This is a genomic window from Nonomuraea jiangxiensis (assembly GCF_900099965.1).
GTDB lineage: Bacteria > Actinomycetota > Actinomycetes > Streptosporangiales > Streptosporangiaceae > Nonomuraea > Nonomuraea jiangxiensis.
Genome location: NZ_FNDJ01000029.1, coordinates 43914 through 58160, shown reverse-complemented (window position 1 = coordinate 58160; position 14247 = coordinate 43914). Strand labels below are relative to the sequence as shown.

The 14247-nt window shown below is 70.3% G+C and carries 13 protein-coding genes; 2 read left to right on the top strand and 11 right to left on the bottom strand.

The features are described 5' to 3' along the window. Positions 1–188 precede the first annotated feature (188 nt). The 8 genes from mltG to BLS95_RS43105 all read right to left on the bottom strand — a co-directional run bounded on the left by mltG (position 189) and on the right by BLS95_RS43105 (position 8355). The gene (mltG, locus tag BLS95_RS43140; RefSeq protein WP_245765643.1) at positions 189–1193 is read right to left on the bottom strand and encodes an endolytic transglycosylase MltG; all 1005 of its coding nucleotides are present in this window, start codon (positions 1191–1193) and stop codon (positions 189–191) included. Between the two features lie 502 nt (positions 1194–1695). Continuing rightward, positions 1696–2175: a Holliday junction resolvase RuvX gene (gene ruvX, locus BLS95_RS43135; RefSeq protein ID WP_090945396.1), complete on the bottom strand. Its 480-nt coding sequence runs from the start codon at positions 2173–2175 to the stop codon at positions 1696–1698. A 1-nt stretch (position 2176) separates the two neighbouring features. After that, entirely contained in the window at positions 2177–4861 is a 2685-nt protein-coding gene (gene alaS / locus BLS95_RS43130; RefSeq protein ID WP_090945395.1) for an alanine--tRNA ligase, read from the bottom strand. A 42-nt stretch (positions 4862–4903) separates the two neighbouring features. Beyond that, complete coding sequence (locus BLS95_RS43125) at positions 4904–5134, bottom strand: hypothetical protein (protein WP_090945394.1); 231 nt, start codon at positions 5132–5134, stop codon at positions 4904–4906. Next, complete coding sequence (locus tag BLS95_RS43120; protein ID WP_090945393.1) at positions 5131–5520, bottom strand: DUF948 domain-containing protein; 390 nt, start codon at positions 5518–5520, stop codon at positions 5131–5133. The genes BLS95_RS43125 and BLS95_RS43120 overlap by 4 nt, the downstream gene beginning before the upstream one ends. An 85-nt stretch (positions 5521–5605) precedes the next feature. Then, positions 5606–6469 (bottom strand): oxygenase MpaB family protein, encoded by an 864-nt coding sequence (locus tag BLS95_RS43115; RefSeq protein ID WP_176993684.1) that lies wholly within the window; start codon positions 6467–6469, stop codon positions 5606–5608. A 92-nt stretch (positions 6470–6561) separates the two neighbouring features. Beyond that, complete coding sequence (locus tag BLS95_RS43110) at positions 6562–7803, bottom strand: replication-associated recombination protein A (protein ID WP_483869881.1); 1242 nt, start codon at positions 7801–7803, stop codon at positions 6562–6564. Positions 7804–7872: 69 nt separating this feature from the next. After that, positions 7873–8355: a DUF2231 domain-containing protein gene (locus BLS95_RS43105; protein WP_090945390.1), complete on the bottom strand. Its 483-nt coding sequence runs from the start codon at positions 8353–8355 to the stop codon at positions 7873–7875. Between the two features lie 169 nt (positions 8356–8524). On the opposite strand from BLS95_RS43105, the gene BLS95_RS43100 reads away from it, so the two are divergent. Beyond that, on the top strand, positions 8525–9418 hold the full coding sequence (locus BLS95_RS43100; protein ID WP_090945389.1) for a peptidylprolyl isomerase: 894 nt from the start codon (positions 8525–8527) through the stop codon (positions 9416–9418). A gap of 58 nt (positions 9419–9476) precedes the next feature. Here BLS95_RS43100 and aspS read toward each other — a convergent pair whose 3' ends face one another. From aspS to BLS95_RS43085, 3 genes are all read right to left on the bottom strand, one after another. Then, entirely contained in the window at positions 9477–11207 is a 1731-nt protein-coding gene (gene aspS / locus BLS95_RS43095; RefSeq protein ID WP_090945388.1) for an aspartate--tRNA ligase, read from the bottom strand. A gap of 64 nt (positions 11208–11271) precedes the next feature. Then, positions 11272–12531 carry a histidine--tRNA ligase gene (hisS, locus tag BLS95_RS43090; protein WP_090945387.1) on the bottom strand — a complete coding sequence of 420 codons (1260 nt, stop codon included), beginning with the start codon at positions 12529–12531 and terminating at the stop codon, positions 11272–11274. Continuing rightward, a complete protein-coding gene (locus tag BLS95_RS43085; RefSeq protein ID WP_090945386.1) occupies positions 12531–13211 on the bottom strand; it encodes an MBL fold metallo-hydrolase in 681 nt (226 codons plus the stop codon). Before BLS95_RS43085 ends, hisS begins: the two co-directional genes overlap by 1 nt. Before the next feature lie 138 nt (positions 13212–13349). Here BLS95_RS43085 and BLS95_RS43080 point away from each other — a divergent pair, with 138 nt between their 5' ends. Further along, positions 13350–14228 carry a peptidylprolyl isomerase gene (locus BLS95_RS43080; protein ID WP_342742823.1) on the top strand — a complete coding sequence of 293 codons (879 nt, stop codon included), beginning with the start codon at positions 13350–13352 and terminating at the stop codon, positions 14226–14228. Positions 14229–14247: the final 19 nt, after the last annotated feature.

Below are 14247 nucleotides of genomic sequence, written 5' to 3'. Positions count from 1 at the left end.
TTCGGCCCGCTGGGCGTCAAGTGAAACCGCCCGACCGGCTGAAGTCACCGAGCAATGCTGGGGGACCCGCTGGCCATGCTCCCACGACCAGCGGAGATCACTCTGGGTAGCCATGCTAAGGGACGGAAAGAGGACGCATGCCCCTTTTTGGGGCTTTTGCGCGGGGCCGGGGGCGGTCCCGTCGAACATCATCTCGTCCCGAGGTTCTTGTTCAACTCTTCCCGGTATCTCACGAACTCGCTCTCTTTGTTGGTGAATTTGGTGATTCTATGCGCCGGATCCGTCGTCACAAACCAGTGCCAATCACCGTCTGCCGGGTTCAGGGCTGCCATCAGCGCCTTCTCTCCGGGATTGGCGATCGGCCCTGGCGGCAGGCCCTTGTGACGATAGGTGTTGTACGGAGAGTCGACCTTGGTGTCCTTCTCGGTCACTCTCAGCGTTCGGCGGTTCTGCGCGTACAGCACGGTGCTGTCGATCTCCAGCGGGGTGCCCTTCTCCAGACGGTTGTAGATCACCCGGGAGATCTTGGGGTAGTCCTCGTCGGTCCCGCCCTCGGCCTGGATCATGCTGGCCACCGTGACGATCTCCAGCGGGGTCAGCCTCAGCCGGGCGGCCTGCTCCTCCAGGTCCACGTGCCTTGCCGCCACGGCGAAGCGCTCGGCCATCGCCGCCAGTACGTCCACGGCCGTGTCGCCGGGCTCGACCTCGTACGTCGCCGGGAACAGGAACCCTTCGAGCCCCGGCGCGTACGCGGGCAGCCCGACGAGAGCCTTGTCGACGCTCTGGAACTCCTTGAGCGGCATCCCGGTCTGCTTGGTGAGGCGGTTCAGCACCTCGCTGGTGCGCATGCCCTCGGGCACCGTCACCCGCCGCACGATCCGGGATGTGGGCGCGAGCAGCAGGTCGAGCGCCGCTCCCGCAGCCATGCCCTTGCGCAGCCGGTAGTGCCCCGGCCGCAGCCGGCTGGTCACCCCACGGTCCTCGCTCGCGTTCACGAACGCCTCGGCGCTCGCCACGACCCCGGCCTCGGCCAGCGTGGAGCCGATCGCCTCGGCACTGGACCCGGGCGTGATGCGTACGGTCACGGTGCCGCTGCCGGTGCCCTCGAAGTCGTCGGGGCTCAGGCGCGGCTTGAGCACCGCGACCGCTCCCGCCCCGAGAACCAGCACCGCGACGACCAGCCCTGCGGTCACCAGCCCCGCCTTACGCATTGCCCGACCCCGCTGCCCGAGCGCCTCCACGCCCTCGGCCGCACCCTGCCCGGCCACCTGCTCGGGCCCGCTCCCAGACTCGGACGCGCCTTCGGCTGTCGGTGCGCTGTCAGGCTCACGAGCATCCCCAGACTCGGGCACTCGCTCAGCCCCAGTCCCGACCCCAGCCTCAGCCCCGACCCCGGACTCGGCCCCGGGCTCAGCCCGAGACCCGGCCCCCGGCTGGGGCCCGGCCGCACGCCCGGGTTCGGCCCCGGAACGCTCGTCACCCGACGCCTGACTGCCCGACGCCTCGCCACCCAACTCCTCGCCGGCCGACGTTTCGTCGCCCGGCGTCTCGTCGGCCGGGTCGTCGGAACGGAACGGGATCATGTCCCCGGCGTCGTCCTCGTTCTCCGGCGTCCCGTTCACGAGACCACCTCGCCACTCGCCCCCGCCGACCGGTGCCGCACGGCAGCGGTCGCGTCCCCCGTGGTGCGCGCGCTCATGAGGCAGGTCCGTCGGCCGCCGCTGGCGGTTCGACGGGCCTGCCTGGTGGTCTGTCCGTGGCACGCTCGGAGTCGAGCGCGTCCTGCAGCAGCACGACCGCGGCCGCCTGGTCGACGACCCCGCGCTGCTTCTTGGCCTTCACGCCGCTGGCCCGCAGCCCCTGCTGCGCGGCGACCGTGGTCAGCCGCTCGTCGAAGAGCCGTACGGGCGTCGGCGCAAGCCGGGCGGCGAGGTCGGCGGCGAAGCGGCGCGCCAGCGCCGCCGCCTGCCCCTCCCGCCCGGACAGCGAGGTGGGCAACCCCACCACGACCTCGATCGCCTCGTGCTCAGCGACGATCGCCGCGATGCGTTCGAGGTCGCCCTTGCCCCGCCTGACGGTCTCGACCGGCGTGGCCAGCAGCCCCGACGGGTCGCTGCGGGCCACCCCGATACGTACGGAGCCGACGTCCACGCCGATCCGTGAACCGAACCTCATGTCAGCCGACGCGCCCGGTGATCTCGTCAGCGATGGCCTGCTCGACCAGGCGCAGCGCGTCACCGATCGCCTCCGGCCGTGTGCCGCCGCCCTGCGCGACATCGTCCTTGCCGCCACCGCCACCCCCAAGAGCCTTGGCGGCGACGCCCACCAGTTTCCCGGCCTTGAGCCCTCGCTCGCGTCCCGCCTCATTGACCGCGGCAACCACCACTGGCCGGTCAGAGGGGGCACCGGCGATCACGACGACCGCCGGCCTGTCTGCCGGGAACCTGCCACGCACATCCAGCGCGAGCTTACGCAGATCGTCCGCGCCGGTGCCATCAGGCGCGCGGTGTGTCACGACGGAGACGCCCTGCACGTCACGTGGCTGGGCGGCCAGCGAGCCCGCCACCTCGAGCACCTGGGCGGAGCGCAGCTTCTCCAGCTCCTTCTCCGCGGTGCGCAGCCGGGTGACGATGCCGTCGATCCGCTCGGGCAGCTCCTCGCGGCGCGCCTTGAGCTGCTCGGTGAGCTGGGCGACCAGCACGCTCTCGCGGGCCAGGAAGCGGAAGGCGTCGATGCCGACGAGCGCCTCGACGCGGCGCACGCCCGCGCCGACCGACTGCTCGCCCAGCACCTTGACCAGGCCGAGCTGGCCCGAGCTGTGGACGTGGGTGCCGCCGCACAGCTCGCGGGAGTAGTCGCCGATCTCGACCACGCGGACCTCGTCGCCGTATTTCTCGCCGAACATCGCCAGCGCGCCCATCGCCCTGGCCTCCGCCTGGGAGGTGTAGAAGGCGTTGACCTTGAGGTCGTTGATCAGCACGGCGTTGACCTCGTCCTCGACGTCGCGCAGCACGCTCTGCGGCACCGCGCCCGCCGCGGTGAAGTCGAAGCGGAAGCGGCCCGGCGAGTTTTCCGAGCCGGCCTGCGCCGCGGTCTCGCCGAGCGCGTTCTTGAAGCCGCGGTGGACGAGGTGGGTGGCGCTGTGGCTGCGCGAGATCGCGCGGCGGCGCTCGACGTCGATCTCCGCCTGCGCCTCGTCGCCGACCTTGAGCTCGCCGCCGCGGACCTTGCCGCGGTGCACGGTGAGCCCGGCGATCGGCGACTGCACGTCGACGACCTCCACCTCGGCGCCGCCGGTGCGGATCACGCCCTGGTCGGCGAGCTGGCCACCGCCCTCGGCGTAGAACGGGGTGCGCCCGAGCACGACCTCCACGGTCGAGCCCGCGCCCGCCACGGGCACCGGCTGGCCGTCCACCAGGATGCCGACCACGCTCGTGTCGGCCTCGGTCTGGTCGTAGCCGAGGAACTCGACCTTGCCCGCCGCCTCCAGCAACTGCCCGAACACCGAGATGTCGGCGTTGCCGGTCTTCTTCGCCGCGGCGTCGGCCTTGGCCGCCTGCCGCTGCTCCTTCATGAGGCGGCGGAAGCCCTCCTCGTCGACCGTGAGCCCGTGCTCGGCCGCCATCTCCAGCGTGAGGTCGATCGGGAAGCCGTAGGTGTCGTGCAGCTTGAACGCCTGGTCGCCGGGGATCGTGGTGGCGGACCTGCGCTTGGTCTCCTCGACCGCCACGTCGAAGATCGCCGTGCCGGTGCGGAGCGTGCCCAGGAAGGACGCCTCCTCCGCGTCGATGATCCCGTGGATCTGCGGCGCGTCGGCCTTGAGCTGCGGGTATTGCTCACCCATGACGTTGATCGCGACATCGGTCAGCTCGTGCAGGTAGCGCTCGTCGCCGGAGCCGAGCAGGCGCAGGTTGCGCACGGACCGGCGCAGGATGCGGCGCAGCACGTAGCCGCGGCCCTCGTTGCCGGGCAGGACGCCGTCGGCGACCAGCATGGTGCCGGTGCGCACGTGGTCGGCGATCACCCGCAGGCTCACGTCGGCGCGGTGGTCGCGCCCGTAGCGGGTCTTGGTGAGCTCGGCGGCCTTGTCGAGGATCTTGTACGTGGTGTCGATCTCGTAGAGGTTGTCGACGCCCTGCAGGATCGTCGCCATGCGCTCGAGGCCCATGCCGGTGTCGATGTTCTTCGCCGGCAGCTCGCCCGCCACGTCGAAGTCGGTCTTCGCCCGAACCGCGCTGAGCTGGTATTGCATGAAGACGAGGTTCCAGACCTCGAGATAGCGGTCCTCGTCGGCGACCGGGCCGCCCTCCTTGCCGTATTCGGCGCCGCGGTCGTAGTAGATCTCCGAGCAGGGGCCGCCGGGACCCGGCACGCCCATGTGCCAGTAGTTGTCCTCCAGGCCGCGGCGCTGGATGCGCTCCGCGGGCACGCCGACACGGTTGCGCCAGATGTCGTACGCCTCGTCGTCGTCGTGGTAGACCGTCGCCCAGAGCCGGTCCTCGGGGAAGCCGAAGCCGCCGTCGGACTCCGACCTGGTGAGCAGCTCCCACGCGAACGGGATCACTTCCGCCTTGAAGTAGTCGCCGAAGGAGAAGTTGCCGAGCATCTGGAAGAACGTCGCGTGCCGCGTGGTCTTGCCGACCTCTTCGATGTCGGGGGTGCGCACGCACTTTTGCGCCGTGGCCAGCCGTGACGCCGGAGGCTTACGCTGCCCCAGGAAGTACGGCTTGAAGGGCACCATACCGGCAGGAACCAGGAGAAGCGTGGGGTCCTCAGCGATCAGGCTGGCCGAGGGCACTACCTTGTGCCCACGCTCCTCGAAGAAGCGCAGGAAGCGGCGGGCGATCTCTGCCGACTCCATGGTGGCCATCCTTTGCGTTAGTCATCGGTGTCTTGCTTGTCGTCAGCTGTTGCCTTCAGGGTTGTCGAGCCCGAACCGTGCCCGCAACTCCGTTTCGCGCTCCGCGGCCTCGCCGAGCACGTCCGTTGTAAAGTCTCTCACCCGGCGGACCATCCCCGCCGCGCTGCCGGCGGTCCTGCGGGCGACGTGCTCGGGATGGAGGGCCTGCAGCCTGCGCATCGCCCAGAGGGCGAGGAAAGCGCCCAGCGACAGGTAGAACACTCTTCTGATCATGGCTGTCGCCTCCGCGCCGGCGCGGTCGCCTTGCGCGGCCGGCGGGCCTCGATGGCGCGCCGCACGCCGTGGCCGAGCGCGGACACCTTGATCAGCGGCCCGGTGAAGATGGTCTGCGTCACGCCGCTGAGCTTCGCCGCGTGCGCGCTGACCTGCTTGACGTCTCTCGCGATGGCCTCGACGGCGACCAGCTGCCTGTTGGTCTCGTTGACCGCGACGCTCATGTCGTCGAGCAGCGGCGCCAGCCGGGCGGTCAGGTCGGAGACCGCCTTGGTGGTCTCGGTGAGCAGCCTGGCGAGCTTGACGAGCGCCATGGCGAGCACGCAGACCAGGACTATCCAGCCCGTGGCGGCGATCAGACCGGCGACCTCTCCAGCGGTAAGCATCCGCTCATCTCCCTCGTACGCTGGGCTGGAACGCCAAGACCCTATCGCGTTCGAGTGACAACGTTGGTGAGGCCGCCGGGCCCCGTCAGGCCGCCACGCCTGTCCCGGGCGCTTTCGCGAGGGCCCGCATGAGGCCGCGGGCGGCTCTGATCTCCGGCTCCACCAGGCCATCCGGCATGGCCATGGCCGCCGCGCGCAACGCCCTGAGCGCCAGGTCCGCGGCGTGCCCTGCCGCGCCGTCGCCGCGGCAGCCGTACATCTGCCTGGCCCAGCCGGGCAGCGTGGCGAACGCCAGCGCGCCCGCGGCGGGCAGCGAGCCGAAGGCCAGGGGCGGGGTGCGGAGGGCGAGCCGGAACGACAGGCGCGGGCTGACGGTGCGGCGCAGCGCGTCGCGGGCCTCCTCGGTGGCGGCCAGGTGAGGGCGCATGCCGTCGAGATGGTCGCGCAGCCCTGCCACGTCGCCGGGGACGTCGCCGATGCCGACGAGCCGGGCGCTGCGCCGCTGCTCGGCCACGTAGGCGTCGGCCTCGGCGGCGGTGAGCGGCACGCCGGAGCGGCGGGCCAGCTCCAGGTAGGAGGCGGTCTCGGCGCAGTGGGCCCAGCGCAGGTTCTCCTCCTCGTCGATCCGGAACAGGACGCCGGTGTCGGTGTCCAGGCCGATCAGCCGGGCGTGCACCTGGCGGATCCGCTCACCGGCCTGTTCGGCCTGCTCGCAGGTCCCGAACGTGCGTACGGTGACGAAGTCGAGCTGCCGCCGCAGCCGGGCACGGGCCACTTCGGGGTCGTCGAGCAGGCAGTTCTGGGCGATGCCGCGGATGGTGCGCGGATGCAGGGCCTGGAGCTGGAAGGCGCGCAGCACGGCCGGCCAGCCGGGGGTCTCGGTGTGGATGCGCCAGGTGATCGACTCCGGGCCGAAGAGGCCGCCGTGGGGGGTGACAGTTGCCTTCACAGGGTGAGTGATTCCCCGCGATCATCGCCTCTACCGCGCCTCCGCACGGAGGCGAGAGGCGGACAGAAGCCGCGCGGACGGCCGGGGCCCGGTCAGGCGCCGCGCAGGAAGTCGCGGATCCTGGCCCAGCGGTCGGCTATCGGGGCTTCGGCTCCGTGGCGGGTGGGCTCGTAGTAGCGGCGGGCGCGGACCTGCTCGGGCGCGTAGTCCTGGCGCACCAGACCATGGTCGAAGTCGTGCGGGTATTTGTAGCCGTCGCCGTGGCCGAGCTTGGCCGCCCCGGGATAGTGGGCGTCGCGCAGGTGGCCGGGGACCTGGCCGATCAGGCCGCGGCGGACGTCGTCGACCGCCGCGCCGATGGCCTTGACCACGGCGTTGGACTTGGGCGCGGTGGCGCAGTGGATGACCGCGTGGGCCAGGTTGATCTGCCCTTCAGGCAGCCCGATGAGCTGCACCGCCTGGGCGGCGGCCACCGCGGTCTGCAGGCAGGTGGGGTCGGCCAGGCCGACGTCCTCGGAGGCGAAGATGACGATGCGGCGGGCGATGAACCGCGGGTCCTCCCCCGCCTCGATCATCCGGGCCAGGTAGTGCAGCGCCGCGTCGGCGTCGGATCCGCGCATCGACTTGATGAACGCGCTGATCACGTCGTAGTGCTGGTCGCCCTGGCGGTCGTAGCGCACGGCGGCCTTGTCGACGGCCTTCTCCACCACCTCCACGGTGATGTCGTCGGCCAGCAGCGCCGCCGCCTCCAGGTAGGTCAGCGACCTGCGGGCGTCGCCGCCCGCGAGGCGTACGAGATGATCCAGGGCGGCGGGGGCCAGCGTGGCGCGCCCGTCCAGGCCGCGCGGGTCCGACACGGCCCGCTCCAGCACCGCGCGGACGTCGTCGTCGGACAGCGACTCCAGGGTGAGCAGCAGCGAGCGCGACAGCAGCGGCGAGATGACGGAGAAGAACGGGTTTTCGGTGGTCGCCCCGATGAAGGTGACCCAGCGGTTTTCCACCGCCGGCAGCAGCGCGTCCTGCTGGGCCTTGTTGAAGCGGTGCACCTCGTCCACGAACAGCACGGTCTGGCGGCCGGTCATGCCCAGCTCGCGCCGGGCGTTGTCGATGGCGGCGCGCACGTCCTTCACGCCGGCCGACACGGCGGACACCTCGACGAAGCGGCGCTTGGTGACGTTGGAGACCACGTAGGCGAGGGTGGTCTTGCCGGTGCCGGGCGGCCCCCACAGGAACAGCGACATGGGAGCCTCGCTCTCCACCAGCCGCCGCAACGGGGTGCCGGGACCGAGCAGGTGACGCTGGCCGATCACCTCGTCGAGGGTGCGCGGTCGCATCCGGACCGCGAGGGGCTGCGGGGTGGCCTCCTCAGCCGCCGAATCGAACAGGCTCTCCACAACGCGAGACTACATGCCCCACACCGCTCTCGCTCCCGAGTCACCGGCGCGGAAGACGTAGTAGGCGGCCACGGCGGCCAGCACCACCGTCACCCCGGACAGGAGCATGGTCACCGGGCGGCCGAACCGGTCGCGGCCGACGGAGTCGCGCGAGGGGTGGGTGGCGTACACGAGCAGCAGCGCGGCCACGGCCAGCCCGAGCACGGACAGCAGCAGCGGGGTGGCGAAGCTCTCGTGGGTGGCGATGCGGGTGCCCAGCGTGCCGTCGGCCGAGGCGAAGCGGGCTTCCTTGAGTTCCTCCCCGCTCTCCTTGGCCGCGAAGACCGTCGCGGGCGCGGCCAGGGACAGAAGCACCACCGCCCACGCCACGTACGGACGCCGGCGCGGCAGCAGCGCGTGGGCCGCGGCGGTGACGACGAGCAGCGGCGTCAGCACCACGGCAAAGTGAATGATCAAGGGGTGGGCCGGCAGGCCGAGGATTTCGTCGAACATGGGGTCTCCTTTAGTACTCATTTCAACTACGAATCCCGGCGCCGGATGGTTCGCGGCCTCGGGGGTCGCACTCAACGGGTTTCGTCACTTATGTCAGTCAGATCTCGGAGGCCGGTAGCATTCGCGGAGTTGTTTGGTCATGTGTCGGCAAAGATGAAGGAGACAAGCGGTGAGCGGCGACGACGACCGCAAGAGCGAGCTGGCGCGCGAACACAAGGAGCGGCAGGCGAAGCGCGCGGCCGAACAGACCTCGAAGGGGAGGCGGAACACCTTCATCGGCGCCGGGGTGGCCGTGGTCGTGGTCGCCGGTGGCATCTTCGCCGCCACCACGCTCGTCGACAATGACCGCGGGCAGGCGGCGGCGGAGGCCAGCGCGTCCGCCTCCCCCAGTGCCAGCACGAGCGGGCTGCTGCCCACGCCGTCGGCCACGCCGACCCAGACGGGCTCGGTGACCTGCACGTACAAGCGGGACAACTCGGTGCCGAACAAGTTCGTCGGGCTGCCGGGCAAGAAGCCCAACATGAAGCTCAAGAAGATGACGATCGTCACCAACCACGGCCCGATCGGGATCAATCTCATGACCTCGGCCGCGCCGTGCTCGGTCAACTCGCTGAGCTTCCTGGCGAAGAAGAAGTTCTACAACGACATGAAGTGCCACCGCCTCGTCACGCCCGACGTGGCCGGCGTGCACCTGCTCCAGTGCGGCGACCCGCAGGCCAAGGCCGACGGCCTGAACCCGACCGACGGTCAGGGCACCGCGGGCTACGTCTACGGCGACGAGAACGCCGACGTCCCGCTCGTCAAGGGCGTGGTGTTCATGACCCAGGCCGGTGACGCCATGGGGAGGAACAACAGCCAGTTCGCCATCTCGCTGTCGGACGAGAACACCGAGATCGGCTCGGGCTACAACGTCGTCGGCGTCGTCAGCGAGGGCATGGACATGCTGCTCGGGCTGGCCAAGAGCGGCCAGGACCTGATCGTCAACCCGGACGACATCACCGGCGACGGCGGCACCACCGCCCCCAAGAACCCGGTGATCATCAAGCGGATCACCTTCTCCTGACCCGCCGGAAACGGGTGCGGCGGGCGTTCTCCACGCCCGCCGCACCCGTTTCGCGCCGTTACTGCTTGGGCTGGGCGTCGACGCCCGCCTCCTTGCGCTGCTCGGTGGTGATCGGCGTGGGCGCGCCCGTGAGCGGGTCGAAGCCGGAGGCCGTCTTCGGGAACGCGATCACGTCACGGATCGAGTCGCCGCCGGACAGCAGCATGCAGATGCGGTCCCAGCCGTAGGCGATGCCGCCGTGCGGCGGCGGGCCGTACTTGAACGCCTCCAGCAGGAAGCCGAACTTGCTCTCCGCCTCCTCCTTGGAGATGCCCAGGACGTCGAACACGCGCTGCTGCATCTCGGCCCGGTGGATCCGGATCGAGCCGCCGCCGATCTCCATGCCGTTGCACACCATGTCGTAGGCGTAGGCCAGCGCCTGCCCGGGGTGGTCCTGGAAGTTGTCGGCCCACTCCGGCTTCGGCCCGGTGAACGGGTGGTGCACGGCCGTCCAGCCGCCCTCGCCGTCCTCCTCGAACATGGGGGCGTCCACCACCCACAGGAACGACCACAGCGACTCGTCGATCAGCCCGCAGCGCCGCCCGATCTCCAGCCGGGCCGCGCCGAGCAGGTCGCGGGCGGCGTTCGGGGCGCCGGCGGCGAAGAAGACGGCGTCGCCGGGGTTGGCGCCGACCTTGGCGGCCAGCCCGGAGATCTCCTGCTCCGACAGGTTTTTCGCGACGGGGCCGCCGAGCGTGCCGTCCTCCTGGACCAGCACGTAGGCCAGGCCCTTGGCGCCGCGCGAGCGGGCCCACTCCTGCCAGCCGTCGAGCTCCTTGCGGGTCTGCGAGGCTCCGCCCGGCATGACCACGGCGCCGACGTAGGCGGCCTGGAAGACGCGGAAGGACGTGTCCGCGAAGTAGTCGGTCATCTCGACCAGCTCCTGGCCGAAGCGCAGGTCGGGCTTGTCGGAGCCGTAACGGGCCATCGCGTCGGCATAGGTCATGCGCGGCAGCGGCGTCGGGATCTCGTAGCCCACGATCTCCCGCCAGAGCCGGCCGATCAGCTTCTCGCCGACCTCGATGACGTCCTCCTGGTCCACGAAGGACATCTCGACGTCGATCTGGGTGAACTCCGGCTGCCGGTCGGCCCGCAGGTCCTCGTCGCGGTAGCACTTGGCCAGCTGGTAGTAGCGCTCCAGGCCGGCGACCTGGAGGAGCTGCTTGAAGAGCTGGGGCGACTGCGGCAGGGCGTACCAGTTGCCGGGCTGCAGGCGGACCGGCACCAGGAAGTCGCGGGCGCCCTCCGGGGTGGAGCGGGTCAGCGTCGGCGTCTCGACGTAGACGAAGCCGAGCTCGTGCATCACCTCGTTGGCCAGGTAGGTGGCCTTGGAGCGGGTGCGCATGGCGCTCGCCACCTGCTGCCGGCGGATGTCGAGGTAGCGGTATTTCAGCCGCGCCTCCTCCGAGACGCCCACGTTGCCCTCGATCGGGAACGGCAGCGGCGCGGCCTCGCTCAGCACGATCACCTGGTCGGCCACGACCTCGATCGCGCCGGTGGGCAGATCGGGGTTCTCGTTGCCCTCGGGCCGCACCCGGACCTGGCCCTCGACCTGCACGCAGTATTCGGCGCGCAGGTCGTGGGCGTGGTCCTCCTCGCGGAAGACCACCTGCGCCGAGCCGGAGGCGTCACGCAGGTCGATGAAGACGACGCCGCCGTGGTCACGGCGGCGGGCCACCCATCCTGCGAGCGTCACCTGCTGCCCGGCGTGCTCCTCGCGGAGCGACCCGGCGGTATGCGTGCGGATCACTGGACTTTCCCTTCGTACGGGTAGGAGAGGGGAGGCGGCGACCCGGCGCGCGCCGGCTGGCGGATCACTGCACTTTCCCCTTCAAGACATCGACGACCTGGGCCAACGGCACCTCGGTCTGCTCGGCGGTGGTCAGGTCCTTCACTTGCACGGCCTCGGCCGCGAGGTCGCGCTCGCCCAGGATCAGCGCGAACCTGGCACCCGAACGGTCGGCGCCCTTCATCGCTCCCTTGAGCCCCTTGCCGCCGAAGGCCATGTCGGCGCTGACACCCGCCTCGCGCAGCTCGCTCACGAGCAGGAACATCCGGCGGCGCGCGTCGTCACCCAGCGGGACACCGTACACCTGGACGCGCGACTCCGCCGTGTCGTCCACCAGCCCCTCGGCCTCCATGGCCAGGAACGTGCGGTCGACGCCCAGCGCCCAGCCGACGCCGGGCAGCGGCGGGCCGTCGAGCATCTCGCTCAGCCCGTCGTAGCGCCCGCCGCCGCCCACGGCCGACTGCGAGCCGAGCCCGTCGTGCACGAACTCGAACGTGGTGCGCGTGTAGTAGTCGAGCCCGCGCACCAGCCGGGGGTCGTCCTCGAAGGCGATCCCGGCGGCGGCCAGCAGGCCGCGGACCTCCTCGTGGTAGGCCTTGCAGGAGGCGCACAGGTGGTCGACGACCAGGGGCGCGCCGGTGAGCTGGGCCTGCACCTCGGGCCGCTTGTCGTCGAGCACCCGCAGCGGGTTGATCTCGATCCGGGCCCTGGTGTCCTCGTCGAGGTCGAGCCCGCGCAGGAACTCCTGCAGGGCGGCGCGGTAGGCGGGCCGGCACGTCTTGTCGCCCAGCGAGTTGAGCAGCAGCCTGACGCCCTTGAGGCCGAGCGAGGCGAAGCCGCGCACGCCGAGCATGATGATCTCGGCGTCGAGCGCCGGGTCCTCCGATCCCAGCGCCTCGACTCCGACCTGCCAGAAGTGGCGGTAACGGCCCTTCTGCGAACGCTCGTAGCGGAATTGACTTCCCGAGTACCACAACTTCACGGGAAGCTGACCGTTGTGCAGGTTGTGCTGGAGAACCGCGCGCACGACCGGAGCCGTGCCCTCGGGGCGCAACGTCAGGGAACGTCCCGCTTTGTCGGGAAAGGTGTACATCTCCTTGGAGACGATGTCCGTTGACTCGCCTACGCCCCTGGCGAACAGCTGCGTGTCCTCGAACACGGGCGTCTCGATGTAGCCGTATCCCGCCGCCCGCAGCGGTGCGGTCAGCGCCTCCCGGACGGCCAGGATCCGCTCTGAGCGGGGTGGCAGCCAGTCGAAGGTGCCTTTCGGTGCTTGGAAACTCATTAGATCCCTCGTGTGGGACCGGCGTGCGGTGCCGCCTCTTTCAAGTATGGGTTGGCGGCGCGCTCGCGGCCGATCGTGGTCTGTGGTCCGTGGCCCGGCAGCACGACCGTATCGTCAGGCAGGGTCAGGCACTTGGTAGCCAGGCTGCGCAGGAGGGTCGCGTAGTCGCCGCCGGGAAGGTCGGAGCGGCCGATGGAGCCGGCGAACAGCAGGTCACCCGAGAACATGATCTCGTCGTCGGGCAGCCGGAAGCTCACCGACCCCCTGGTATGGCCGGGCGTGTGGTCGACCACGAGCTCCAGGCCCGCGAGCCGCAGGACCGCGCCGTCGGACAGCTCGCGCACGTCGTCGGGCTCGCTCAGGGTGAGGCCGCCGAACAGCTGCGCGCTCGTGTCGGACCAGCCCGCGGCCGGGTCGCTCAGCAGATGGCGGTCGTCGGGGTGGATCCACGCGGGGACGTCACGCGCGCCGCAGACCGGGGCCACCGACCAGACGTGGTCGAGGTGACCATGCGTGAGCAGGACCGCGACCGGCTTGAGCCGGTGCTCGCGGAGCAGGTCGTCGACGCCGTCGGTCGCGTCCTGGCCCGGATCGACGATCACGCACTCCTCGCCGGCGGCGGGCGCGACGACGTAACAATTGGTCTGGAAGGCCCCTGCGGGGAAGCCTGCGATGAGCATCTGCCTCAGGTGATCTCGTCAAAAAGCCAATGGGAATGTAACCGAAGGGTACCGGTGCGGGTCGCCGGGCTGCGAATCATTACCCGTTGGCCGATACGATTCGCCCACCTCAGTTGATTCACTATGGGAGGCAAAGCGGTGACCACGGGGAAGGACCGGCAGCGGCAGCTGGCACGCGAGCACCACGAGCGGCAGATGCAACGCCGCGCCGAGCGCGAGCAGAAGGCCAAGCGCACAGCGATCATCGGCTCCACCGTGGGCGTCGTGATCGTGATAGGCGGCATCGTGACCGCGGTCGCGCTGCTGGGCGGCGGTGACACGGCGACGGATGCGGCGGCCTCACCCTCGGCACCCGCGGCGTCCCCGGCGGACACCGCGGCGCCATCGCCGAGCACCGGGCCCAAGCCTTATGACGCGGCCGCGGGCACCTGCGACTACGTCCCTGACTCGTCGGGCGGTCAGGTCAAGGACGTCGGCATGCCGCCGACCAAGGTCAAGACCACGCCCGCGACGAAGCAGATGACGCTCAAGACGAACCTCGGCGACATCGTGGTCGATCTCGACAACGCCAAGGCGCCCTGCACCACCAATTCGCTGGAGTTCCTGGCCAAGAAGAACTTCTACAACGGCAGCAAGTGCCACCGGCTCGGCAGCGCGCAGTTCCCGATGCTGCAGTGCGGCGACCCGACGGCCAAGGCCGACGGCAAGAGCCAGGACGGCGCGGGCGGCCCCGGCTACGTGATGGCCGAGGAGAACCTCCAGGGTGCCCAGTACAAGCGCGGTGTGATGGCCATGGCCAAAACCCAGGCGCCGGGCAGCACGGGCAGCCAGTTCTTCCTCGTTTTCGGAGACATCGGGCTCACCCCGGATTACACGCCGGTGGGTACGATCACCAAGGGGCTCGACATCCTGGACAAGGTGAACAAAGCAGGCGTCATAGCCGACATGGGGGACGGGACTGGGGCACCTAAGCAAACCGTCGAAATCAAAGACGTGACAATCGCCGGCAAGAGCTGACGTAATACAAACTAGGGAC